The following is a 23385-nucleotide window of genomic DNA, read 5'->3' as shown; positions in this document are numbered from 1 at the left end:
TAATCGGCGTAGGAGCCGGCCTTGCCGGCGAACACCGGCGCAGCCGGTGCCATCCACCGCGGCGCCTGGTTCGCCAGCAAGCTGGCTGCTACGGGTGTTGCAGGCCGTAATCGGCGTAGGAGCCGGCCTTGCCGGCGAACACCGGCGCAGCCGGTGCCATCCACCGCGGCGCCTGGTTCGCCAGCACGCTGGCTGCTACGGGGGTTGCAGGCCGTAATCGGCGTAGGAGCCGGCTTGCCGGCGAACACCGGCGCAGCCGGTGCCATCCACTGTGTCGCTTGGCCAGCAAGGCTGCAACGCTCAGCGAATCGCTTCGCTGGCGATCTCGTCTTGCGCTGTATCGCCGGGCTCATCATGCAGCGATATCCGCGATGTCTCCGGCAATGCCAACCCACCTAGCAATGCCAGCAAGGCGATTGCCACCAGGTAGAACGCCGGCGCCAGGCGGCTGCCGCTCTGCTCGATCAACCAGGTCGCCAGCAACGGTGCGGTGCCGCCGAACAGGGTGTAGGCCAGGTTGTAGGTGATCGCCGAGGCGGTATAACGGCTGCGGGTCGGGAAACACTCCGACAGCAGCGCCGCCGTGACCACGCCGCTCATGAGCGCGCCGATGGCCAGCAGGATCACCCCCAGCAAGGCCCCGGCCAACGAGCCCGAGCTGGCCAGCCAGTAGGCTGGAAACACCGCGAGCATCACCCACAGGCAAGTGAAGCCAATGGTCCGACGGCGCCCGACCCGGTCGCAGAACGCTCCGGCCAGCGGGCAGCCAGCCGCGGCGAACAGCAGCGCCACGGTGGACACCAGCAGCGCCTGGGCCCGGCTGAGCTGGCCGACGGTTTGCAGGTAGGTGGCGAAGTAGGTGGTGAACATGTAGAACGACAGCGCCGTCAGCGAGATGAACGCGCCCAGGTTGCGGATGGTGCGGCCATGGTGACGCAGGGTATCGCCCAGCGGTGAGTGCGCCTGGGCCTTGCCTTCGGCCATGGCCTGGCGGAACGCCGGGGTTTCCTCCATGCGCCAGCGCAGGTACAAACCGACCAGGCCCAGGGGCGCGGCGATCAGGAACGGGATGCGCCAGCCCCAGGCGTTCATCGCCTCGGGCGTCAGGCTGGCCTCCAGGGCGTAGGCGATCACCGCCGCGCAGGCGAAGGCGGAAAAGGTCGAGACCGGCACGAAGCTGCCATAGAACGCGCGCCGTTGTTGCGGCGCATGTTCCATCAGGTAGGCACAGGCCCCGGCGTACTCGCCACCGGCGGAAAACCCTTGCAGGCAGCGCGCCAGGGTCAGTAGCAGCGGTGCCAGCACACCGATGCTGGCGTAGGTCGGCAGCAGGCCGATCAAGGTGGTGGAACCGGCCATCAGCAGGATGGTCAGCGACAGGATGCGCTTGCGCCCCAGGCGGTCGCCCAGGGCGCCGAACACGATGCCGCCCAAGGGGCGCAGGGCGAAAGCCACGGCGAACACGGCGAAGGTCTTGAGCAGGGCGACGCTGGCGCTTTCACCGGTGAAGAACTGGCTGGCGATCAGCGTGGCGAGGAAACCGTAGACGGCGAAGTCGAACCATTCGACGAAGTTGCCGATGGCCGAGGCGGCGATCACCCGACGCAGGGTGGCGGGCGGAACCTCATGGGGGATGGACATGGATGTGCTCTCCGGTGGTCTGGCAGCCTGGGCAAATGCGCCGCGCTCAAGGCGCGCCGTCGTTGTTGTCAGGGCAGTAGACAGGCCAGCGGCAGAGGGCGTTGTGTCGAGGGCGACACCGGGATGTCTGTTAGGGCCTGCAGGGGCAGGGCACAAGCCCATGCCCCTGCATCACTCTTGATCACACCCCGCCGTTACCGGCCAGGTATGCACCGGCCGCAAGTCCTTGACCTGGTCGGGCACATCGATCGGCGCCTCGCCCGCCCCAAGCAGTGCCTCTATCTCATGCACGCTGCGCAGGTACGGGTCCAGGTCGGTCCCCAGCCCGGCCTCATGGGGAATCCACCAACCGATGACCTGGGGCTGGCCCTGATCATCCTCGCTCAGCAGCACTTTCCAGAACGCCTCCGGGGTCGCGATGCCGTGGGAAGCGACGAAGTGATCGTTATCCAGCGCCTGGCCCGAGTGCCCGAACACCACGCCGCCGATCACCGTCACCGGGTGCCGGTCGCGGTAGCACTCGGTCAGCAGCTCGGTCTGGTACCAGGTGCGGCTGTTGTGCGTGGCCAGCTGCGGGACGATGTTGCTCATCAGGTTGGAGGCGTCCATCGCCGCGCGATCGTCGTCGAAATGGTTGTTCGCCGCCAGGTGACCACGGTGATAACCCTTGGGCGACGAATAGGCCTTGGCCGAGTGTTGGCCCTTGCAGCCGGCGGGCAGGCTGCGGTCGACGCGGAAGTTGTCGATGCGTGGCAGATGACCTTCGTCCCGGCCCAGGGTAAAGGCGAAGCGGTGCGGCTCACCGCGCTGGCAGTCGTACCAGAGCTGGAAGCGACCCTGGTCGAGCAGGGTGAGCGCTGTGAAGGCGGGGCTTGGCGCCGGTGGCGATGGCAGGCGCGGGGCGCAGGACGTGAGGGTGAGCAGGAACAGCAGGAACAGCAAACGCATGCCGCGTCATCCATGGGAAAGCGGCGAATCCTACAGCATTCGTGATCCCTGCCGACATCCTCCGTCATCCCGTTGCGTGGAAAACGTCAGCGCGCGGGCAATCCTATGGGCGTAAGGTGACACTCCTGGGAAAAATATTGTTACTTTGCCCCAACGTATTACGATGGCTTTTCACACCAGTGCCAGGAGGCAACCATGGGCATGCGCGGCAGCGACCGGCAGATCGACAACATCGAGTTCAACGTGGCCGATATCGCCCGCAGCAAGGCGTTCTATGGCCAGGTGTTCGGCTGGACCTTCACCGACTTCGGGCCCAGCTACACCGAGTTCAGCGATGGCCGCTTGAGCGGCGGCTTCACCACTGGGGAGCCGGTACGCCCCGGCGGGCCGTTGGTGATCCTCTACGCCGCTGACCTGGCCGAAGCGCAGCGCCGCGTGGAAGCGGCGCAAGGGCGGATCAGCCGGGCGGTGTTTGCCTTCCCAGGCGGGCGGCGCTTTCACTTCCTCGATCCGGATGGTTATGAGTTGGCGGTGTGGTCGGCGGACTGAGCGTTAGCCGCCTGGGGCATTGGCCTGCGCGCTGAACACTTGGTTGCGACCGTTCTGCTTGGCCATGTAGAGGGCTTCGTCCGCACGCTTGAGTACGGCCGATGCTGCCTCGCCGCTGCTGCCAAGCCCCTGGGCAACGCCCAGGGAGACCGTCAGGTGCCCGACCGGTGCGATAGGCGTCTGCTCCACCGACAGACGCAGGCGTTCAGCCACGTTGCCCGCCGCTGTCAGGCTGGCGCCGGGCAACAGCATCAGGAACTCCTCGCCACCGGTGCGGCACAGCACATCGCCTTCCCGGCAGGCGCCGCGCATCAGCTCGGCCAGGCGCCGCAGCACGGCGTCGCCGACATCGTGCCCGTGGGTGTCATTGACCCCTTTGAAGTGGTCCACGTCCAGTACGATGGCGGCGAACGGCTGCGCCTCGGCCTGCCAACGCGCCAGGGTGGTGGCCAACCCGCGGCGGTTGACCAGGCCAGTCAGCGGATCGGTCTGGGCATCGCGGTTGAGGCGGCCGATGCGCTCGTGCAGCAGGTTCAGGCCAAACAGCAGGGCGCGCTTGAGCTCGGCGGCCTCGAAGTACCAGGCGCGCACCTGGTGGATGCGCGCGGCGGTGCCGGCGCGGTCCAGGCTACGTGCGGCCGCGGCCAGCTGCCACAGCGGGCGAACGATGATCAGCGCCAGCCACCACAACAGCAGGCAGCCGAGCAGCGCCAGCGGCGCGGAAATACCGATCACGTTGAGAATCAGGTGATGCATTGGTGCGACGGTCGCCGTCAGCGGCTGCTGCGCCACCACGCTCCAGCCGCTGCTCGGTACACTGGCGAAGCCGGCCAGCATCTCCACGCCCTGGCTGTTGACCACGCGCCGGGTGCCGCTGTCCAGGGTGGCCAGTTCATCCACCAGGCTGTTACCGACCACCAGCGTGCCGACACGGTCGCTATCAGGGTGGTACAGCAGGCGGTGGTTGCGGTCGATCACGTAGAGGTACGAGCCGTCCTGGTAGAAGTGTTCGCCCAACAGGCCCTTGAGGATATTGCGCTCGCGCAGGTACAGGCTGCCGCCGACATAGCCCAGGTAGCGCCCTTGGGCGTCGTAGATCGGTTGCGACAATACCACCACCAGGTTGTTGGCCGCCGACAGATAGGCCGTGGACACCAGCGTGCGCCGTTCGCGCAGGGCTTGCAGGGCGCCGGGGGAGGTGGAGGGCGTGCCGGTGAGGTGGCGCAACGACGCGGGTGAAATCGCCCGCAGGGTGCCTTTGGCGTTGACCATGAAGGTGGAGTTGAAGGCACTGCTCTGGCGCAGCACGCGTTCGGTCTCGGCCTGCAAGGCCGCGTCGTCGTGCAGTTGGCGGCCTTGCACCTGGGCGCTGAACGCAAGTTGTTGCAAGGCATTGCTCAAGGACGTTTCGGTGATGGCGGCCAGCTTGGCGGCATACACGCGGTTGGCCTCCAGCGCGTGGTCGATCAGCAACTGGCGCTGCACCCGGTAGCTGGCGAAATAGCTGCTCAGCAGCATCACCACGGCGGTCAGCGCGCAGAGAACGAGGATGAGCGTGCGCAGGTCCAGGCGCAGGCCATGCTTGGCGTGTGGCAATCCAGGTCTCACCGACGGTAAAAGGGGATCAACCTTACTCGTTTACCGCTTGGGGAACCATGGGCGAGCCGCGCTTTTTCTGCAGGAAAACGCCTCAGCCCAAGGTGCGTTCGATACCGCCTTGGACCAGGTTTTCCATCAGGCTCAACCCTTCGGCCTCGCTCAAGGCCCGCGCGCGCAGCATGCCCGGCAGCTGGTTGAGCAAGGTCGCCAGCACCTGCCCGGTGGCCGCCAGGGTTTCACCGCTACGCCGCGCTTGCGGTGCGATCAGGCGTAGCAGGCCAGCCTCGTAGCGTTCGCGCAAGGCGCCCAGGCGTGCCTGTTGCTCGACGCTCAAACAGCAGAAGTCGCGTTCGGCCAGGCGGAACTGCATGGGCCGTTCGGCCTGCAACTGCCAGTGCGCGCCGATCAGGCAGCGCAGCACCGGCTTGCCCTGGGCCCGGGCCCGGCGGCCTTGCTCCAGGGTGGCCTGCAGTTCCTCGTAGAACTCCTCGATCAGGTCGTAGAGCAGGTCCTGCTTGCTGGGGAAGTGGTGATACAGCGAGCCCGCGGTCAGGCCCACGTGCGCCGCCAGCTCACGCATGCTGACCTGGCCGAAGCCTTTTTCGGCGAACAGGGCCATGGCCCGGTCGCGGCGTTCCTCGAAATTGGCGCAGCGCAGCGGCGCGTTGACCGGGGCCATGGCCTGCGCGCCTCAGTAGCTGAAGAAGCCGCGGCCGCTCTTGCGCCCGAGGTAGCCGGCGGCAACCATCTCCTTGAGCAGCGGGGCGGGGCGGTACTTGCTGTCGTTGAAGCCCTCGTGGAAGGCCTCCATGATCGCCAGCAGGGTGTCCAGGCCCACCAGGTCGGCCAGGGCCAGCGGGCCGATCGGCTGGTTGCAGCCCAGGCGCATGCCGGTGTCGATGTCCTCGGCGCTGGCCAGGCCCTCCTGGCGGACGAAGATCGCCTCGTTGATCATCGGCACCAGGATGCGGTTGACCACGAAGCCTGGGCGGTTGCCCGCGGTGATTGGCGTCTTGCCGAGCTTTTCGGTCACCAGCAGCGCCTGGGCGTAGGTGCTGTCGCTGGTCTGCAGGCCGCGGATGATCTCGACCAGGGCCATCATCGGCACCGGGTTGAAAAAATGCACGCCGATGAAACGCTGTGGGTTGGCGATGCTGGCGGCCAGTTGCGTCACCGACAGCGACGAGGTGTTGGTGGCGATCAGGCAGTCGGCGCTCACGTTCGCCGCCACCTGCTGGAGAATGCGCTGCTTGAGGGCCAGGTTTTCGCTGGCGGCCTCGATCACCAGCTGGGCACTGGCCAGTTGCCCGTAGTCGGTGCTGGTGCGGATGCGGGCCTTGGCCTGTTCGGCCTGGTCGGCCGCGACGGTGCCTTTGCCGACCTGGCGCTCGAGGTTCTTGGCCAGGGTGGCCAGGCCACGTTGCAGCGCTGCATCGGCCACGTCCACCAGCAGCACCTGGTAGCCGGCCAGGGCGCAGACCTGGGCGATGCCGTTGCCCATGGTGCCGGCGCCGATCACGGCGATCTGTTCGATAGTCATCCTGCTGGCTCCTTAAACGCGTTCGAAGACGATGGCGATGCCCTGGCCGCCGCCGATGCACATGGTGGTCAGGGCGTAGCGGCCCTGGGTGCGCTGCAGTTCGTGAATGGCCTTGGTGGCGATGATCGCGCCGGTGGCGCCGACCGGGTGGCCGAGGGAAATGCCCGAGCCGTTGGGGTTGACCTTCTCCGGGTCGAAGCCCAGCGCACGGGCCACGGCGCAGGCCTGGGAGGCGAAGGCCTCGTTGGACTCGATCACATCCAGGTCTGACACCTTCAGGCCAGCTTTTTCCAGCACTTTCTGGGTCGCCGGGATCGGCCCCAGGCCCATCAGCGCCGGTTCGACACCGGCATGGGCGTAGGCCACCAGGCGTGCCAGTGGTTTAAGGCCCAGGCGCTGCACCGCATCGCCCGTGGCCAGCACCAGGGCGGCGGCGCCATCGTTGATGCTGCTGGCGTTGCCGGCGGTGACGGTGCCGTCCTTCTTGAACACCGCTTTCATGCCGGCGAGTTGCTCGGCGCTGGCGTCGGCGCGCACGTTCTCGTCCACGGCAAACTGCACGGTGCCTTTGCGGGTCTTGAGCTCGATGGGCACGATCTGGCTGTCGAAGCGCCCTTCGGCGATGGCGCGGGCAGCGCGATGCTGGCTGGTCAGGGCCACTTCATCCTGCATTTCACGGGTGATGCCGTGCGCTGCCGCGACGTTCTCGGCGGTGATGCCCATGTGGAAGTGTTCGAACGGGTCGTGGAGGATGCCGACCATGTAGTCGATGCCTTGCAGGTCGCCCATGCGTGCGCCCCAGCGCGCCTGCGGCAGCAGGTAGGGACCGCGGCTCATGGACTCGGCGCCGGCGGCCAGGGCGATGTCGCTGTCGCCCAGCAGCAGGCCCTGGGCCGCCGAGACGATGGCCTGCAGGCCCGAGCCGCACAGGCGGTTGACGCTGAACGCCGGGGTTTCCTTGGGGATGCCGGCGTTCATCGCCGCCACCCGGCCCAGGTAGGCGTCGCGTGGCTCGGTGGGGATCACGTTGCCCATCACCACATGGCCGATCTGTTCGGCGGCGACCCCGGAGCGGACGATGGCGGCGTGGGTCACCTGGCTGGCGAGGTCGGCCAGGGGCAGGTCCTTGAGGCTGCCGCCGAAGCTACCGATGGCCGAGCGTACCGCGCTGACGACGTAGATTTCTGTGCTGCTCATGAAGGGCTCCGTGTGCGAAGGCATGGCGAGGTGGGGCGAGGCTCTGCGACAATGCGCGCCAGCTTCTTGCAACCCCGTGGGTGGGTCGAGTCTAGGCAATGGCCGGCCAGCGGCCTATGCCGGATCTGCTCAACCAGCCTGGCATTTTTTGCCACTCAGTCCAGACAGCGAGCTACTTGGCGATGCGCGATAGCGATACGGTCGCGGTGTACTTTCTCAATGCCATGCTGCATGCCCTGCGCGAACGCCCGGCGGCGCGCGACGCCCACCTGCGCGCGGTGGGTATCGACCCGGCGGTGCTGGCCCAGCCCCAGGCACGGGTGCCGGCCAAGGCCTTCGCCCAGCTGTGGCTGGCGTTGATCGACGAGTTGCACGACGAATTCTTCCAGCTCGATCGCCACGGCATGCCGCTGGGCAGCTTCGCCCTGATCTGCCGCGGATTGATCCAGGAGCCGGACCTGGGCAAGGCCTTGCGCCAGTGCCTGGGCAGCTTCGGCCTGTTCCTGCGCGATGTGCGTGGCAGTGTCAGCGTGCGCGGCGCCCGGGCGGTGATCAGCGTGACCTCGAGCATCGACGAGCCCTTGACCCGGGTGTATGCCGAGGAAACCTACCTGGTGCTGGTGGTTGGCCTGTTGTGCTGGCTGGCCGGGCGGCGTATCGCCATCGACCGCACCGAACTGGCGTTGCCGCGCCCGGCCCAGGAAGACGACGCCCTGCTCTGGGGGCCGGACCTGCGCCTGGGCAGCGGGCGTACCGAGGTGGAGTTCGACAGCGCCTGGCTGCGCCTGCCGGTGGTGCAGGACCTGGCGGCGCTGAAGAGCTTCTTGCGCAGCGCGCCGCAGGGGCTGGTGATCCGCTTTCGCAACCACAACGGCCTGGTGGCGGAGGTCTACCGGCACCTGCGCGCCCGCCACTACGGGCAGTGGCCGACCCTCAACGCCATGGCCGAGCGCCAGCGGCTCAGCGCCAGCAGCTTTCGCCGGCAACTGGAGCGCGAAGGGCGCTCGTACCAGCAGATCAAGGACGAAGTGCGCCGGGCCATGGCCTTCGAGCTGCTGCGCGAAGGGTGCCTGAGCATTGCCGAGATCGCCGAGCACACCGGCTTCCAGGAGCCGAGCGCGTTTCACCGGGCATTCAAGAAATGGACCGGGCAGAGCCCGGGCAGCTACCGGGCACGGGCCTCAGCCACCGGCCAGACGCCTTGACGGCTGGCCGATTCAGGCCGGCACCATGGCAAAGCCCACGCCGAAACGGTTCCAGGCATTGATGGTGGCGATGGCCAGGGTCAGGTTGGCGATCTCGCGGGCCTCGAAGTGCTCCAGCAATGCCGAGTACTCCTCCTGCGGCGCGCCGCGCTCGGACAGGCGGGTCAGGCTTTCGACCCAGGCCAGGGCGGCCCGCTCACGCGGGGTGAAATAACCGGTTTCGCGCCAGACGCTCAAGGTCTGCAGGCGCGCCTCGGTTTCGCCGGCCTTGCGTGCATCGTTGGCATGCATGTTCACGCAGTAGGCGCAGCCGTTGACCTGCGAGGCGCGCAGGCGCACCAGCTCCAGCAGCGAGTGCTCAAGGCCCGAGCTGACCAGTGCTTGCTCGAGGCCGACCATGGCCTTGTAGGCCTCTGGCGAGTGTTTGGCCCATTCGATTCGGTCGTGCATGTCCAGGTTCCAGTGGTTGAGGGGAAGTGGCGCTACCTTAACGCCAGCGCGGGCGACGCCGAATAGCCAATGCGGCGCTTTATCGGGAGGCCAATGCCGCCATTCAGGTGGCCACTGACAGGCATCCAATCTCTTCATTTCTGCCCAGGCGGTGGAGCCGGGATAATGACCCGGTCTTCACTGGAGTAACGCTGCATGCCCACCGAACACTTCATGCGCGAGGCCATCGACCTGGCCCGCGCCAATATCCAGGCCGGCGGCCGCCCATTCGGCGCGGTGCTGGTGTACCAGGGCCAGGTCGTCGCCCGGGCCGTCAACGAAATCCACAGCACCCAGGACCCGACCAGCCACGCCGAGATGCAGGCCATTCGCAAGGCCGCCCAGGCCCTGGGCCGCGCGCGCCTGGACGGCGCCGAAATCTATGCCAGCGGCCATCCGTGCCCGATGTGCCTGGCAGCCATGCACCTGTGCGGCATCGAGCGCGCCTGGTTCGCCTACGACAACGACGAGGGCGAGCCCTATGGCTTGTCCACCGCCGCGGTGTATGCACAGATGGCCAGGCCCGCGCAACAGCAGCGCCTGCCGTTGCGCCCACTCAAGCCCGTCGGCGAGGCGGGCCTGTACGCCGAATGGCAGCAGGCCCGCCAGGCATGAGAAGCGCACTGAACCTGCTGTTGGTCATACTGTTGGCACTGAACCTGCGGCCGATGCTCACCAGCATCGGCCCGTTGCTCGAACCCATGCGCCAGAGCACCGGGCTGGGCTACCAGCAGGCGGCGTTGCTGACCGCGCTGCCGGTGCTGTGCATGGGCCTGGTGCCGTTGCTGCAGCCCTGGCTGCGGCGCTGGTTGAGCGAACATGGCGGCATGCTCGCCGGCCTTGCGGCCATCGCTGCGGCCTGCCTGTGGCGCTTGCAGCTGGACAGCGCCTGGGCGCTGATTGCCAGCGCGCTGCTCGCCGGCCTGGGCGTGGCGCTGGTGCAGGGCATGATGCCGGGGCTGGTCAACCGCTGGTTCCCGAGCCGCCTGGCCGCGACCATGGGCCTGTATTCGGCGGCGTTGATGAGCGGCGGTGGCCTGGCCGCGGTATTGGGGCCGTCGATCAGCGCCTACAGCGGCCATTGGCAGGTGGGGCTGGGGCTGTGGGCGTTGCCCGCGCTGCTGGCCCTGCTGGCCTGGCTCGCCCTGCGCCCGCGACATGACCTGCCCACGCTGGGCGGCGCCAGCGGCGGCCACTGGTTCGGCAATCGCCGCGCCTGGTTGCTGGCGCTGTACTTCGGCCTGATCAACGGCGGCTATACCAGCATGGTCGCCTGGCTGCCGGCTTATCACCTGGAGCACGGCGGTACGGCCCAGGGCGGTGGCGAGCTGGTCGGGCTGATGACCCTGTTCCAGGTTGCCGGTGCCTTGGGGCTGCCCTTGCTGTTGCGCCGCCTGGTCGATCGCCGCCCTGGGCTGTGGCTGGCGCTGGCGATCCAGTTGGGCGGTTTCCTCGGCCTGCTGCTGGCGCCAGCCATGGCCATGGGCCTGTGGGTGGCGATGATCGGCCTGGGCCTGGGGGCCTGTTTCAGCCTCAGCCTGACCTTGACCCTGGAGCACCTGCGCACGCCGGCCGAGGCCGGCAGCCTGGCGGGGTTCGTGCAGGGGGTGGGCTTCATCATCACCGGAACCGTGCCGTATATCACCGGCTGGCTGCGTGATGTCAGCGGCGACTTCCAGGCCTCGTGGACCTTGCTCACCTGCACCGTGCTGGCCATGTTGCTGGTGACCCTGCGCTTCGCCCCGCGCGGCTACGCCAAGGCCATCGCCCGGCCCGGCCAGGCCGGCGCGGCAGCGGCGCTCAGCTGAGGCGCTGCAGGGTATCGCGGACCCGGTCCAGGGCCGGGTCGATATCCAGCAGCTCGATGGCGCCGAAGCCCAGCAGCAGCCCCGGCCTGACCGGGGCCTCGCTGAAGAACGGCGCCAGCGAGTACAACCCCACCTCGACCTTGCGCGCCAGGGTGATCAGCAGCTCGACATCCACCCCCGGTTTGGCCAGCGCGCTCAGGTGGAACCCGGCGCTGGCCGGAACCGCCGCGAACCAGGGCGCCAGGTCGCCGTCCAGGCGCGCTAGGATGCGCGCGCGGCGGGCGCTGTACACCTCATGGCTGCGGCGGATGTGCTTGTTCAGGTGGCCTTCGCCGATGAACCGTGCCAGCGCCCATTGCTGCAGGGTCGGGCTGTGCCAGTCGCTCAGGTGCTTGGCCACGCAGGCTGCCTGCAACACCGCCGGCGGCAGCACGGCGTACCCCAGGCGCAGCTCCGGCAGCAGGGTCTTGGAGAAGGTGCCGACATAGGCCACCAGCCCGTGGCGGTCCAGGCGTTGCAGCGCCTCGGCGGCGGGGCCCTGGTAGCGAAACTCGCAATCGTAGTCGTCCTCGATGACCAGCGCGCCGAGCTCGGCGGCCCGGGCCAGCAGCGCCTGGCGCCGTGCCTGGGCCATGGGCATGCCCAGCGGAAACTGGTGTGACGGGGTGACGTAGATCAGCCGGGTGCCATCCTCGATCTGCGCCACGCACAGGCCTTGCTCGTCCACCGGCACCGCTTGCAAGCGGGCGCCCAGGGCCAGGAACAATTGCCGTGCCGGTGGGTAGCCGGGGTCTTCCATGGCCACCTTGCAACCTGGCTCGATCAATACCCGGGCGATCAGGTCCAGGGCCTGCTGGGCACCGTTGCACACCAGCACCTCGGCCGCGCTGCATTGCACGCCGCGGGCGAAGGCGATGTGATGGGCGATGGCCTCGCGCAGTTCGGGCAAGCCCTGGGCAGGGAATTGCCGTTCATTGTGGCGCTGGCTGCGGCGCAGGGCATGGTTCAGGCAGCTGCGCCACTGGTCGTAGGGGAATTGCGCCTTGTTCGAGGCACCGCCGACGAAGTCGTAGCGCGAAGGGGCATCCAGCGCCCGTTGGCCGAGGATCGTCGCCCGTTGGCGCCAGCGCTCCAGGGTGGCGGCGGCGGCCAGTGGCGCGGTATCGGTGCTATCGATGCGCACGGGCAGGCGCGGGGTGATGAAGGTGCCGCGGCCGACCACGCCACTGAGCAGGTTGTCGTAGGTCAGGCGTGAGTAAGCCTCGGCCACGGTCTTGCGCGACACGCCCAGTTGCTCGGCGAGCAGGCGGGTCGGGGGCAGTTGGGTGCCGGCGGCCAGGTGACCGCTGTCGATACCGGCGCGCAGTTGCTGGTAGAGCTGGTCGGCCAGGCCTTTACGGCCATCGAGGTGGATGTGCAGTTCCATCGGGGTGTGTCCGAAGCGCGGGGATGGTCAAGCTTCGGGGGTTGCGGCGCAAGGTGCAAGAGGGGCAGGCCATCGGCGAACACCCTCAAAGCCGCGCCGCACTGATGGTGATATACCCCTTGTCGGGCAGCGCGATCCGTATCACCGTTTCATCCTCGGCCACCTTGCGCTTCTGCTTGATGCACACGCCATCGACGGCCGCATCACGCATGCGCGCGGCAATGGCGCGCCCATTGGCATCGAACAACGCCTCGCTGGCGAGCAGCTCGACCTGCTCGATCAACTGCCGGGTATGTTCGTCGGTCGCACAGAAGAACCGCACGCCGGACAGGTGCGGGTTGTCATCGGGGTTGCTGACCTCATGGGCCAGCAGCCGACGCAAGGTATGGCGCAGTTCACGGGTAGGGTGGTTGTCGTTGGGCATGACATGGCCTCGTCTGGCAGGGCTGCCGCGGTGGGCGGTGATGACGTCTCCAGGCCGGATGATGGTTTGCCGAAGGTGGGGCAACAATCACGAAGCGTCCGTACTTGTGGTAGGAGGTTTCCGAAAATATAGGTAGCACCCTGAACGGTGCCTTGATCCCCGTCAGCCGCGCGCCAGGTACGGCGCATTTTTGCGCCAGGCTGGCGTGCAAGGCCGGCGCCTACAGGGCGGCTTCGACAATCTCTATCCAGTGCCGCACCGGGGTGCGCCCAGCGCCGCCGAGGTGCAGCTGGCAGCCAATGTTGGCGGTGGCGATAAGGTCCGGGCTGCCACTTTCCAGCGCGGCAAGACGGTTATCGCGCAATTGCCGCGCCAGGCCCGGTTGGGTCAGCGAGTAGGTGCCGGCCGAGCCGCAGCACAGGTGGCCGTCGGGCACCTCGGTGAGGTGAAAGCCCAGGCGCGCCAGCAGGCGTTCGACCGCGCCGCCGAGCCTGAGCGCGTGCTGCAAGGTGCAGGGGCAGTGCACGGCCAGGCGTTGCTCGGCGCACAGGCCTAGCTGTTCAACCGGCTCGGCCTCGAGCACCTGCACCAGGTCGCGCGACAGCGCGCTGACACGGGCGGCCTTGGCGGCATAGCCGGGGTCGTGCGCCAGCAGGTGGCCATAGTCGCGCACGAACGCGCCGCAGCCGCTGGCCGTTTGCACGATGGCCTCGGCGCCGGCCTGGATGGCCGGCCACCAGGCGTCGATGTTGCGCCGGGCCCGCGCCAGCCCCTGGGCCTGGGCGTCCAGGTGGTAGTCCACGGCGCCACAGCAGCCCGCCTCGGCAATCGGCTCGACACTGATGCCCAGGCGATCGAGCAGGCGGCTGGCGGCGGCATTGGTGTTGGGCGCCAGCGCCTGTTGCACGCAGCCTTCAAGCAGCAGGATGCGCCGGGGATGGCGCGGCGCGGGGCGTTGCCCGCCAGCGTTGGTCGCCAGCTTGGCCTTGAGGCTGCCCGGCAGCAGTGGCCGCAGCGCTTGGCCGCCGCGCACCAGGGCCTTGAATAGCGCCGGCCGCGGCACCACGGCGCGCAGGCCGTGGCGCAGCAGGCGCTGGGCCAGCGGCCGGGCCACCTGCTGGTCGACCACGGCGCGGCCAATGTCCAGCAGATTGTGGTACTCCACCCCCGATGGGCAGGTGGTTTCGCAACTGCGACAGCTCAGGCAGCGGTCCAGGTGACGTTGGCTGCTGGCGGTGACCGCTGCGCCTTCGAGCGCCTGCTTGATCAGGTAGATGCGCCCGCGCGGCCCGTCCAGCTCGTCGCCGAGCAGTTGGTAGGTAGGGCAGGTGGCGGTGCAGAAACCGCAGTGCACGCAGGCGCGCAGGATGCGCTCGGCCTCCTCGGCGCGGGGCAACTGGCGGGCGGCGTCGCTCAGGTGGGTTTGCATGGCGGGGCCTCACAGGTCGGCATACAGGCGGCCCGGGTTGAACAGGCCCTGGGGGTCCAGCTGCGCCTTGAGCGCCTGGTGATAGCGCAGCAGGACCGGGGCCAGCGGCGCGCTGCTGTGGTCGCCTGGGCTGTAGGCGGTGGCATGGCCACCGACCTTGGCTACCCGCTCGCGGATCAGCGCGGCCGGCGCGCTGGACTTGAACCAGCGCTGGGCGCCGGCCCAATCGAGCAGTTGTTGTCCAGGCAGCTCCAGCAGCCCGGTGGCTACAGGCAGCGACAGGCGCCACAGCGGTGCCGGGTCGTCGAAAAACGCCAGGCGCTGTTCGCGCAATTGCTGCCAGAAGCTATTGTCGATCACTTCGCCGCCCAGCCGCTCATGGGCCGAGCGGACCGACCCCGGCCCGCCTTCGAGGCGCAGGTGCAACGCATCGCCGGCATGGCAGGCGGCGCTGATCGGCAGCGCCTGCTGGCCCCACTGCGCCAATGCGGCCAAGGCTTGCTGCGCCGGCATCGGCAGGCGCAGGCTCAGGCACTGGCGTGGCTTGGGCAGTACCTTGAGCGAGACCTCGGTCAGCAGCCCCAGGCAGCCGAAGCTGCCGGCCATCAGCCGCGAGACATCGTAGCCGGCGACGTTCTTCATCACTTCGCCGCCCAGACGCAGCAACTTGCCGTGGCCACTGATCAGCCGTGTCCCCAGCACCAGGTCGCGGACCGCGCCGGCCCAGGGCCGACGCGGCCCCGACAGCCCGGCGGCGACCATGCCGCCGAGGGTAGCGTGGGGCCCAAGATGCGGTGGCTCGCAGGTCAGCATCTGCCCGGCCTGCTCCAGCGCTGCCTCGATTTCCCGCAGCGGCGTGCCCGCGCGGGCGGTCAGCACCAGTTCGCTCGGGTGGTAGCTGAGGATGCCGCGATGCTCGCGCAGGTCGACGATCTCGCCGGCCACCGGTCGGCCCAGCATGGCCTTGCTGTTGCCGCCCTGGATGCGCAGTGGCGTGCCCAGGTTCAGCGCCTGGTTGACCTGCTCCAGCAGGTGTCGGCTGCGGTCGGCATCCATTTCAGAAACGCTCCAGGTCGGGGAAGGGCAGTTGCCCCTGGTGCACGTGCAAGGCGCCGAATTCGGCGCAGCGCTGCAGGGTCGGGATGTGCTTGCCGGGGTTGAGCAGCCCCCTGGGGTCGAAGGCAGCTTTTACCGCGTGGAACAGGCTGATCTCGTCGTGGTTGAACTGGGCGCACATCTGGTTGATCTTCTCGCGGCCCACGCCGTGCTCGCCGGTGATGCTGCCGCCCACTGCCACGCACAACTCGAGAATCTTGCCGCCGATGGCCTCGGCGCGTGCCAGTTCGCCCGGCCGGTTGGCATCGAACAGGATCAGCGGGTGCAGGTTGCCGTCGCCGGCGTGGAACACATTGGCCACCTGCAACCCATGATGCTCGGCCAGCGCGGCGATGCCGCGCAGCACCCGTGGCAGTTCCCGGCGCGGGATGGTGCCGTCCATGCAGTAGTAGTCCGGCGAGATTCGCCCGACGGCTGGGAAGGCATTCTTGCGCCCGGCCCAGAAGCGCGCGCGCTCGGCTTCGTCGCAGGCCAGGCGTACTTCGCCGGCGCCGGCCCGGCGCAGCACGGCATCGACCCGCGCGCAGTCGTCGTGCACATCGGCCTCGACGCCGTCCAGCTCGCACAGCAGGATCGCCGCGGCGTCCAGCGGGTAGCCGGCCTGGATGAACGCCTCGGCGGCGCGGACCGCCAGGTTGTCCATCATCTCCAGCCCGGCGGGAATGATGCCGGCGGCGATGATCTCGGCCACCGCCTGGCCGGCAGCCTCGACGCTGGCGAAACTGGCCAGTAGCACCCGCGCCAGCGGTGGGCGGGGCAGCAGCTTGACGGTCACTTCGCTGACGATGCCAAGCAGGCCTTCGGAACCGGTGAACAGCGCCAGCAGGTCGAAGCCGGGGCTGTCCAGGGCATCGCTGCCCAGCTCCAGGCATTCGCCCTCGACGGTGAGGACCTGCACCTTGAGCAGGTTGTGCACGGTCAGGCCGTATTTCAGGCAATGCACGCCACCGGCGTTCTCGGCGACATTGCCGCCGATCGAGCAGGCGATCTGCGACGAGGGGTCCGGCGCGTAGTACAGCCCATGGGGCGCTGCCGCCTGGGAAATCGCCAGGTTGCGCACCCCAGGCTGGACCCGGGCGAAGCGCCCTTGTGGGTTGATTTCGAGGATGCGATTGAAGCGCGCCATCACCAGCAGGATGCCCTGGCTCAGGGGCAGGGCGCCGCCGGACAGGCCGGTGCCGGCGCCGCGGGCAACCACCGGCACGCCGCGCTGGTGGCACAGTTGCAGCAGCGCTTGCACCTGCTCCAGGCGTTCGGGCAGCACCACCAGCAGGGGGAGCGTGCGGTAGGCCGAGAGGCCGTCGCATTCATAGGGCTTGAGCTCCTCGTCGCGGTGGAGGATTTCCAGGTCGGGCAGGGCCGCGCGCAGGGCCGCCAGCAACGCGGGCTTGTCGATCACCGGCAGCGCGCCGTCGATGCGCTCGTCGTGGAGGATGCCCAGGGTGTCGGCGTGGCTCACTGCGCCAGCGCCCGAATCAGTGCCACGCTCAAGTACAAGCGCGGCGCCACGCTGTCGACGTCGATGTACTCGTCGTCGCCGTGCAGCCCGGCCCCTACCACGCCCAGGGTTTCCAGCACCGCTGGCTTGTCGCTGCCCGGGACGTAGGCGTAGCCGGCGTCGGTGCCGAAGCGCATGGCGATAGGTTCGAGGCTGCGGTCGATCTGGCGGTAGAGCTGTTGCGCCGTGGCTGCCAGTTGTGTCGAGGCTGGGTTCTTCGCCAACGGCGGCCGGCCTTTTTCCAGCACCAGGCTGACCTGGGTATCGGCAATGCGCCGTTGCCCGATGATCCGTTGCGCATCGGCTTGCACCCGTGCGGTCTCGGCCAGGTCGGTGTAGCGCATGTCCGCTTCGGCGCTGGCCAGGGCTGGGATGATGTTGGCTTTTTCACCGGCCTTGGCCAGGGTCCAGTTGACCGTGGTGCCCTTGGCCGGGTCGCCCAGGGTATCGAGTTGCAGCACCTGGTGCGCCAGTTCCAGCAGCGCATTGCGCCCCTCTTCGGGGGCCGAGCCGGCATGCGAGGCGCGCCCCTTGACCTCGAGTTTCAGGCGGTTGATGCCGTTGGTGGCCACGGTTACGGCGTCCTTGTCGGGTGGCTCGTAGGAGAAGACGAAATCATGCTGGCGCGCCAGTTCGCCGATCAGGTCCTTCGAGCCCGCCGAGCCCATTTCCTCGTCGGGGTTGAACAGCACGGTCAGGGTGCGGTAGCCCTTGAACTGCTGGGCCTGCAACAGGTTCAGCGCATGCAGGATCATCGCCACGCCACCCTTGGCGTCGGCCACGCCGGGGCCATAGGCACGCGCGCCGTCCAGGCGCCATGGGCGCTTGGCCGCGGTGCCGGGGCCGAACACCGTGTCGTAGTGGACCATCAGCAGAAAGCCCTTGCTGCCGCTGCCCTTGAAGGTGCCGACGATGTTGTCGCCCACCGAGGGCGTGGCCGCTGTGGTCTTCACCTCGGCGCCCAGGGCCTGGAGGCGTTTGGCCAGTTCGCCGCCGACCTGCTTGAGGCCGGCCTCGGTACCGGTGCCGGTGTCGACCGCGACCAGGTGCTTGAGGGTTTCCAAATAGTGGGGTTGTTCGGCCTGGGCCTGCTTGAGCAGGTCTTGTGGCGGGATGTCGGCGGCCTGGGCGCTGACGCAGGCCAGGGCAAGGCTGAGGGTGGTGGCGAGCAAACGCATGGGCAAGGCCTCGGTCCATGATGAAGGGCGTGGTCATGAACCGTTCAGCGTAGACCCTGAACGCCCGGTGGGGGCCAGTTTGCCGGCGACGCGCTGGTTGGCACCTGCGACGAGGGCGTCCAGGGCAATGACGAAAAAGGCCGGGCCCGCAAGCCCGGCGGGGCGTATCAGTCCTGCGAGAGCAGGGCGCGGGCCAGGTCTTCGTCGCTGATCTGCATGCCTGGGTGCGCCTGGCGCGCCTGGTCCAGCGCCGATTCCAGGTAGGCCCCACGAATGGCACCGCCGCTGGCGACGAAGGCCGCCAGCTCGTCGCGGGCGGGGATGATGCGTTTGTCGTCCTTGAAGGTCGAGTACAACGAGGCGGAGACCCCGGCCGAGGTGGCGACGTCACCGGCATCGACGCGGGCCAGCGCGGCGCCGGCAGGGAGCAGCAGCAACAGCGAGGAAACGAGCAGTAAACGACGCATGGTGAGTCCTCCAGCAGGGTGAAGCCCAAGGGAATTACTGCATGTTGTTAAGAGCGCCAGCCTTGCCCGGGAGTTCCCGCGCCCTTCGCAGGATGCGCCACCTAGCATTTCTACCAGTATTTTTGCCGCGCACGAGGCGCTAGCGTGCACCCAGGGCGTGATCGACGGCTGCTTTGTGCAGGCCGGCGCACATCGATGGAGGCACGGCGGTGGCAATAGCTGACGACAATCGCAAGGAACTGCTGGGGCGTGTGCTGAAGACGCTGCCTGGCCTGCCGGAGATGGGTGACAACCAGGCCCTGGTCCAGGACTCGGTGTTCAATTGGCAGCGGGCAGACCTGGGCTACTTGATGGCTCGCCTGCCAAGGCTCGACGCCAAGCAGGCCAAGCAACTGAGCGAGCGCCTGAATGTGGCGTTCTTCGCCCTGATGCGCAGGTTCCGCGAGGCGCGCTTGAGCGCCGGCAGCGGCCAGGCCGCGAGCCAGCGCAAAGGCCTTCTGGCGCAGCCAGGCGCGCCGATCCTGGAGCAGTTGCTTGGTTATGGGTGGAACGGACAAGTCCAGCCAGGCGCCATCGAAAGTACCGGATCGCCGGTGGCCTGGCTGGTCGATCTGCAGTTGTTCATGCGTGAGCTTGAGAAGCGCGCCAACCCGCGCACCGCGGTGACGTTCGCCCAGCGCCGGCCTGATGTGCTCGCCCTGCAGCTCGATGAACGGGCCGTCAACCGTGTGGTGACCCAGGTCGAGGTGGTCATCAACATGCTCAAGCATGCCATCGCCGGCGACTCGGCGAGCGGGACCTACGACCCCATCGCGGTACAGGACCAACTGCTCGCCAAACGCTACCCCTACCAGCGCTTTCCATACGAGTTCTATACCGCCCAGGTTAAAACCGTACTGACCTACAACCAGTTGTACATCAGCGACCTGGCGGCAGTGGGTGACATCGACGCCCCTTATTTCATTCACCCCGGCGGTCATGCGCAATGGTCGGATACGGCGTTGGCACAGTATTCGGGCCTGGGACCGATCCTGCGCGGCATGCTGCTTGACGATCCGTACTTCGACGAAGGTGTGGTGCCTTATGCCAATCGGGTGCAGGCGCAGGCCGGTGCCAGGTTCTTCAAGGAACACTTTGGCGTCCAGAGCTATGCCGACCTGCAGACCACGCCGAGGTTCTGCCAAGCGCTGAACATGGACGAAGGCCAGATGAACGCCCTGCTCGCCCGGGCCGAGCATACGCCCATCGTCTCCGGTAATCTGCAGCCGGCCCCCACGGTGAAGGCCGCGATGCAGTTTGGCGCACGCTTCATCAACAGCGATGGTGCGCAGCCCGTCGCGGTGGCGCGCCCGATCAAGGAGGAAGGGGAAGAGGAGGAGAAAAAGGAGGACAACGACAACTACTTCCTCGGTTTGACGCCGGCACGTTGCGATCGGCTCAACCGCTTGATCCGGGTGGCCAATGCCATGCAGCTGTCACCCGCGCAGGCGGACCAGGTGCTCTGCGCGGCCATCGATGCGCAGCGACGTGGCGAACCCGCCGGGCGCCGAGCCCGTGTCGAGGCCACGCCGTTGCGCATTGGCACCGCGACCCTTCGCGCCTTGGGGCTGTTCCAGTACCTGCGGGAACAGTTCGCGTGCACGGCAGAGGACTTCGCCACCTTGCTTGGCGATATCGCGGTGTACGGCCCAGGCGAGACACCCAGCCATTTCGATCGGGTGTTCAATTTCGACGACAGCCTGCCGCTGGTGCTGGACGACAAGCCATTCAGCCTGGCGGGCAGCGACGACGACAGCAGGCGGACCGTGCAGCAATTGTGCCGGGGCCTGCGCTTGAACATGGAGGGGTTCCGCTACCTGGCGCGCGCGGTCATGCAATTCCATCAACAACCGTGGCTGCAACGTTCCGTGCAAACGGTGAGCACCCTCTACCGGGTGACATTGCTGGCGCGCTTGCTCGGTATCGGCCTGATCGAGCTGCTGACCCTGCTGGAAGTGCTCAGCCCCGATGGTCGGTTCCTCAAGCAGCTTACCGGCCAGCCGCATAACACCCCGTACCAGTCTGCCTCGCACACCGACACGGTGAGTGTCATTCATGCCGTCAGCCAATGCGTGCTGTGGTGTCGCGAGGAAGGGGTGAAGGTCAGCTGGCTGGTGGAACAGCTCAAGCCGCTGGAAGTACTGGATGTCACGCCGCTTGAGGTCAGAGGCTTACTCCTCGAGTTGGCCACTCAGGTGTCGCCGTTCAGGGATATCGACAAGCTGTTGCTGGAGGCCGGTGTTCCGGCACTGCAAGGCAAGCGTTGGCAAACCGAGCTGGACAGGGTCGTCGATGCCCTTGGCCTGGTTATCAGAAGCGGTCGTGGGTCGCAGGATTTCGACCCGGTGCTGTACGAAGACTTTGCCAGGCGGGAAATCCAGCTGGTGGCCATGCGGGAGCTGCCTGAGGCGGATGTCGAGCGCGTCGTCGAGCTGGTCCTGGGGGTGGTGTTGCGGGTTCGCACGCAGCAGTGGGAGTTGGTGCAACAGAGCGTTTCCCAGTTGCTCAAAGTCGACGCCACCTTGGCGGTGCCGATCCTGTACTGGGCCGCTGGCACCGTGCATGACCTGTTGGCCTATGCGGTGGAATACGTCCCCGCTGGGCGAAGCTCCGAGACCATGAAGGACATGTTGCCGCTGGTGCGCCGGATGCAGCGGCGCAAAGAGGTCGTGGTGCAGTTCGACTTGAGTCCGGCAATGCTCTCCAGCCTGCTGTCACGCCCACAACGCACGCGCTTCAGCCTTCTCTCCCTCGACCTGACCCTGCACACCCTGTACTTCTTGTCACGCTATACCCGCTGTGTGCGTCAGGCACGCAAAGGCGAACACGCGGTGCTGGACTATTTCCGGTTGATCGAGGAGCTGGGCCCGCTGAGCGGCAACGAACTGCGCCTGGTGCGCGAGGCTGCCGCCGAGGAGGTGGCTGACTTGCTGGGCTGGGGCATCAATGAAGTGTTCGACGTCGCCAGGCAAGCCAGTGCCGATGGCATCGTGCGCAACGTGGCGCAGTTGTGGATGGTGGCGCGTATCCAGCAGTTTTGCGCAAAGACCGGCCTGAGCGCCGCGTCGGTGATGAAGCTGAGCCGCCTCAGCGTGCATGACAGCGTCCAGCTTTACCGTGAGGCTGCGCAAGAAATGCTGGCGAGCCTGGAGCGTAAGGTCGGCGAAGTGGCTAGCGACCCGGAACTGCGGCAAAGCCAGTTGCCGACCTGCAAGCCCGCGAAAGATTATCTGATCGCCAACCCTAAGGCGACCGACGCGACGACCATCACCTTCACCTTGCTCGACCGGGATGGTGTTGCGGTCTCGGGCCTGCCAGTGAAATGGGCTACCAACCTGGGGTACTTGAAGGGCGACCAGAGCACCACCGACCACAATGGCGTCGCGACAATCGAGTTTGAGGGGCGCAGCATGATGGGCGTAGCCACCATCACCGCGACCTACCTGTTGGGGCGTCAGGTGAGCACGGCCGTGACCGTTGGCTTCGATGCTGACAGCCTGAATGTGGATGATATCGAGAATCGTCCCCAGGCGCCTTGGCCACTGGCCGGCAACCGCGGGACTCATCTGCTGCGCGTCCGGGTGATGGACAGGCACGACAACTCGGCAGCTGACCAGAAAGTCATCTGGACCACGGACAGGGAAGACTGGACGTTCAGGGACAGCGACGGGCACACGCTTACGGACCATGAGGGCTTCAGTACCGTTAGGTTGAGGGGCTTTTCCGAAGGTACAGGGTACGTTTATTGCCATTGCCCGGATATCGAAGACTCAATGCAGGAAGTCACTGTCGGCTTTGACGACCAGCCCTATGTCAGCGCGTTCATCCTGACCACCCATGCCGTTGTCGGCGAAGACATGAAGGTCCGGGCCATGTTGACTGGCCTGGATGGAGACCCGGTCGCAGGGGTAGTGGTCTCCTGGGGCGTACCGGCGGGCACGGTTATCAAAGACGAGCAAAGTGTCAGCGATGATTATGGCTGGGTCTGGGCAACGCTGGTCGCCAGCGCCGCAGGCACGCTGACGGTAACGGTGAGCCCTGAAGAGGGCCATGCGGATTCGGCAGGCAAGCTGGAGATCGATGTCTTGATTGACGCCGAGGATATCGTTTGGGTCGACCCCGAATCTTGGCCAGTACGCGGGGGCGATGATGTTGTCAAGTATGCCGTCAAGGTGTTCAGCTCCGATGGCAAGCCAGTCATCAATTTCCCCGTGATCTATACGCCTCCAGGGGTTCCGTCTGAAGATGTCTACGTTGGCCCCGATGGTTATGCCCGCGCACAGTTCGTTGCATTGCCAGAACCGCAATCCACGATGGAAATGGAGGGACATCTACGCAAGTGGCAACAAGACCCCGCTGATCGCCATCGCTTCCCGTCAATTCCAATCGTGGATGCGCTGAATGCGCGTATTGAATGGGTCCACGAATCCCAGCGGGTCGGCGAGGGTGCGTCGTTCACCCTCCATGAGCCGGAGGGGGACGACGCCCAAACCTACTACCTGGACTACATCCTGCCAACAGATCATCCAGTGCTGGAGCTCAAGGAACGCGTGCAACTGGTATCCGGTGAAGGCGCCTCCGCAGCGTCGCTGGGCTTGACATTCGACAAGGGCTTTGGGGAATGGCTGGACCTCGAGAAGGGCAAGCCCAAACTGCGCTGGACCATCACCAGCAGAAACAAGGGTTTGAAATTCCAGACCACCACGCGCTTCGCCATCCGGTACCGCCATGCCCAGGAGAGTGTTCAGTGCGCGATCACGGTGGTACCTGCTGCCGAGGCGCTCGCCACGGCACGCCCCCGCTAAGCCAACGTTACAGCATATTGCGAGGCC

The 23385-nt window shown here is 67.0% G+C and carries 19 protein-coding genes; 5 read left to right on the top strand and 14 right to left on the bottom strand.

What is annotated here, in order from left to right:
- Nucleotides 1-300 precede the first annotated feature (300 nt).
- Both NJG22_RS22615 and NJG22_RS22610 read right to left on the bottom strand, forming a co-directional pair.
- On the bottom strand, nucleotides 301-1641 hold the full coding sequence (locus tag NJG22_RS22615; RefSeq protein WP_253097876.1) for an MFS transporter: 1341 nt from the start codon (nucleotides 1639-1641) through the stop codon (nucleotides 301-303).
- 171 nt (nucleotides 1642-1812) lie between these two features.
- Nucleotides 1813-2589: a DNA/RNA non-specific endonuclease gene (locus NJG22_RS22610; protein ID WP_253097874.1), complete on the bottom strand. Its 777-nt coding sequence runs from the start codon at nucleotides 2587-2589 to the stop codon at nucleotides 1813-1815.
- A gap of 195 nt (nucleotides 2590-2784) precedes the next feature.
- Here NJG22_RS22610 and NJG22_RS22605 point away from each other — a divergent pair, with 195 nt between their 5' ends.
- A complete protein-coding gene (locus tag NJG22_RS22605) occupies nucleotides 2785-3138 on the top strand; it encodes a VOC family protein (RefSeq protein WP_253097873.1) in 354 nt (117 codons plus the stop codon).
- Between the two features lie 3 nt (nucleotides 3139-3141).
- On the opposite strand, the gene NJG22_RS22600 is transcribed toward NJG22_RS22605, so the two are convergent.
- The 4 genes from NJG22_RS22600 to NJG22_RS22585 form a co-directional block, all read right to left on the bottom strand.
- Nucleotides 3142-4734, bottom strand: coding sequence for a sensor domain-containing diguanylate cyclase (locus NJG22_RS22600; RefSeq protein WP_253097859.1), 1593 nt, complete (start codon nucleotides 4732-4734; stop codon nucleotides 3142-3144).
- A 94-nt stretch (nucleotides 4735-4828) separates the two neighbouring features.
- Nucleotides 4829-5416, bottom strand: coding sequence for a TetR/AcrR family transcriptional regulator (locus tag NJG22_RS22595; RefSeq protein WP_253097857.1), 588 nt, complete (start codon nucleotides 5414-5416; stop codon nucleotides 4829-4831).
- A gap of 12 nt (nucleotides 5417-5428) precedes the next feature.
- On the bottom strand, nucleotides 5429-6277 hold the full coding sequence (locus NJG22_RS22590; protein ID WP_253097855.1) for a 3-hydroxybutyryl-CoA dehydrogenase: 849 nt from the start codon (nucleotides 6275-6277) through the stop codon (nucleotides 5429-5431).
- Nucleotides 6278-6289: 12 nt separating this feature from the next.
- The gene (locus NJG22_RS22585; RefSeq protein ID WP_253097846.1) at nucleotides 6290-7474 is read right to left on the bottom strand and encodes an acetyl-CoA C-acyltransferase family protein; all 1185 of its coding nucleotides are present in this window, start codon (nucleotides 7472-7474) and stop codon (nucleotides 6290-6292) included.
- A 182-nt stretch (nucleotides 7475-7656) separates the two neighbouring features.
- On the opposite strand from NJG22_RS22585, the gene NJG22_RS22580 reads away from it, so the two are divergent.
- Entirely contained in the window at nucleotides 7657-8679 is a 1023-nt protein-coding gene (locus NJG22_RS22580) for an AraC family transcriptional regulator (protein ID WP_253097843.1), read from the top strand.
- 12 nt (nucleotides 8680-8691) lie between these two features.
- Here the strand turns inward: NJG22_RS22580 and NJG22_RS22575 are convergent, their stop codons facing one another.
- Complete coding sequence (locus NJG22_RS22575) at nucleotides 8692-9129, bottom strand: carboxymuconolactone decarboxylase family protein (protein WP_253097841.1); 438 nt, start codon at nucleotides 9127-9129, stop codon at nucleotides 8692-8694.
- Nucleotides 9130-9324: 195 nt separating this feature from the next.
- Here NJG22_RS22575 and NJG22_RS22570 point away from each other — a divergent pair, with 195 nt between their 5' ends.
- Both NJG22_RS22570 and NJG22_RS22565 read left to right on the top strand, forming a co-directional pair.
- The gene (locus tag NJG22_RS22570) at nucleotides 9325-9783 is read left to right on the top strand and encodes a nucleoside deaminase (protein WP_253097839.1); all 459 of its coding nucleotides are present in this window, start codon (nucleotides 9325-9327) and stop codon (nucleotides 9781-9783) included.
- Nucleotides 9780-10976 (top strand): cyanate transporter, encoded by a 1197-nt coding sequence (locus tag NJG22_RS22565; RefSeq protein ID WP_253097838.1) that lies wholly within the window; start codon nucleotides 9780-9782, stop codon nucleotides 10974-10976. The genes NJG22_RS22570 and NJG22_RS22565 overlap by 4 nt, the downstream gene beginning before the upstream one ends.
- Here the strand turns inward: NJG22_RS22565 and NJG22_RS22560 are convergent.
- The 7 genes from NJG22_RS22560 to NJG22_RS22530 form a co-directional block, all read right to left on the bottom strand.
- Nucleotides 10969-12402: a PLP-dependent aminotransferase family protein gene (locus NJG22_RS22560; protein ID WP_253097835.1), complete on the bottom strand. Its 1434-nt coding sequence runs from the start codon at nucleotides 12400-12402 to the stop codon at nucleotides 10969-10971. The two genes, NJG22_RS22565 and NJG22_RS22560, sit on opposite strands and share 8 nt — an antisense overlap.
- Before the next feature lie 85 nt (nucleotides 12403-12487).
- Nucleotides 12488-12826, bottom strand: coding sequence for a hypothetical protein (locus tag NJG22_RS22555; protein WP_217847706.1), 339 nt, complete (start codon nucleotides 12824-12826; stop codon nucleotides 12488-12490).
- A gap of 220 nt (nucleotides 12827-13046) precedes the next feature.
- Nucleotides 13047-14255, bottom strand: a complete 1209-nt coding sequence (gene glcF / locus NJG22_RS22550; RefSeq protein ID WP_253097832.1) for a glycolate oxidase subunit GlcF — start codon at nucleotides 14253-14255, stop codon at nucleotides 13047-13049.
- A 9-nt stretch (nucleotides 14256-14264) separates the two neighbouring features.
- On the bottom strand, nucleotides 14265-15311 hold the full coding sequence (gene glcE, locus NJG22_RS22545; RefSeq protein ID WP_253097830.1) for a glycolate oxidase subunit GlcE: 1047 nt from the start codon (nucleotides 15309-15311) through the stop codon (nucleotides 14265-14267).
- Between the two features lies 1 nt (nucleotide 15312).
- Nucleotides 15313-16812: a glycolate oxidase subunit GlcD gene (glcD, locus tag NJG22_RS22540; RefSeq protein ID WP_253097878.1), complete on the bottom strand. Its 1500-nt coding sequence runs from the start codon at nucleotides 16810-16812 to the stop codon at nucleotides 15313-15315.
- Between the two features lie 14 nt (nucleotides 16813-16826).
- On the bottom strand, nucleotides 16827-18047 hold the full coding sequence (locus tag NJG22_RS22535; RefSeq protein ID WP_253097828.1) for a M20/M25/M40 family metallo-hydrolase: 1221 nt from the start codon (nucleotides 18045-18047) through the stop codon (nucleotides 16827-16829).
- A gap of 167 nt (nucleotides 18048-18214) precedes the next feature.
- Nucleotides 18215-18514 carry a DUF2388 domain-containing protein gene (locus NJG22_RS22530; RefSeq protein ID WP_217847710.1) on the bottom strand — a complete coding sequence of 100 codons (300 nt, stop codon included), beginning with the start codon at nucleotides 18512-18514 and terminating at the stop codon, nucleotides 18215-18217.
- Nucleotides 18515-18723: 209 nt separating this feature from the next.
- Here NJG22_RS22530 and NJG22_RS22525 point away from each other — a divergent pair, with 209 nt between their 5' ends.
- The gene (locus tag NJG22_RS22525) at nucleotides 18724-23358 is read left to right on the top strand and encodes an Ig-like domain-containing protein (protein WP_253097819.1); all 4635 of its coding nucleotides are present in this window, start codon (nucleotides 18724-18726) and stop codon (nucleotides 23356-23358) included.
- Nucleotides 23359-23385 lie beyond the last annotated feature (27 nt).

This window comes from Pseudomonas sp. VA159-2 (assembly GCF_024126635.1).
In the GTDB taxonomy this organism is placed as follows: Bacteria; Pseudomonadota; Gammaproteobacteria; order Pseudomonadales; family Pseudomonadaceae; genus Aquipseudomonas; species Aquipseudomonas muyukensis.
Note: the sequence above shows the minus strand (reverse complement) of the source record. Positions and strands in the feature narration are given on the sequence as shown.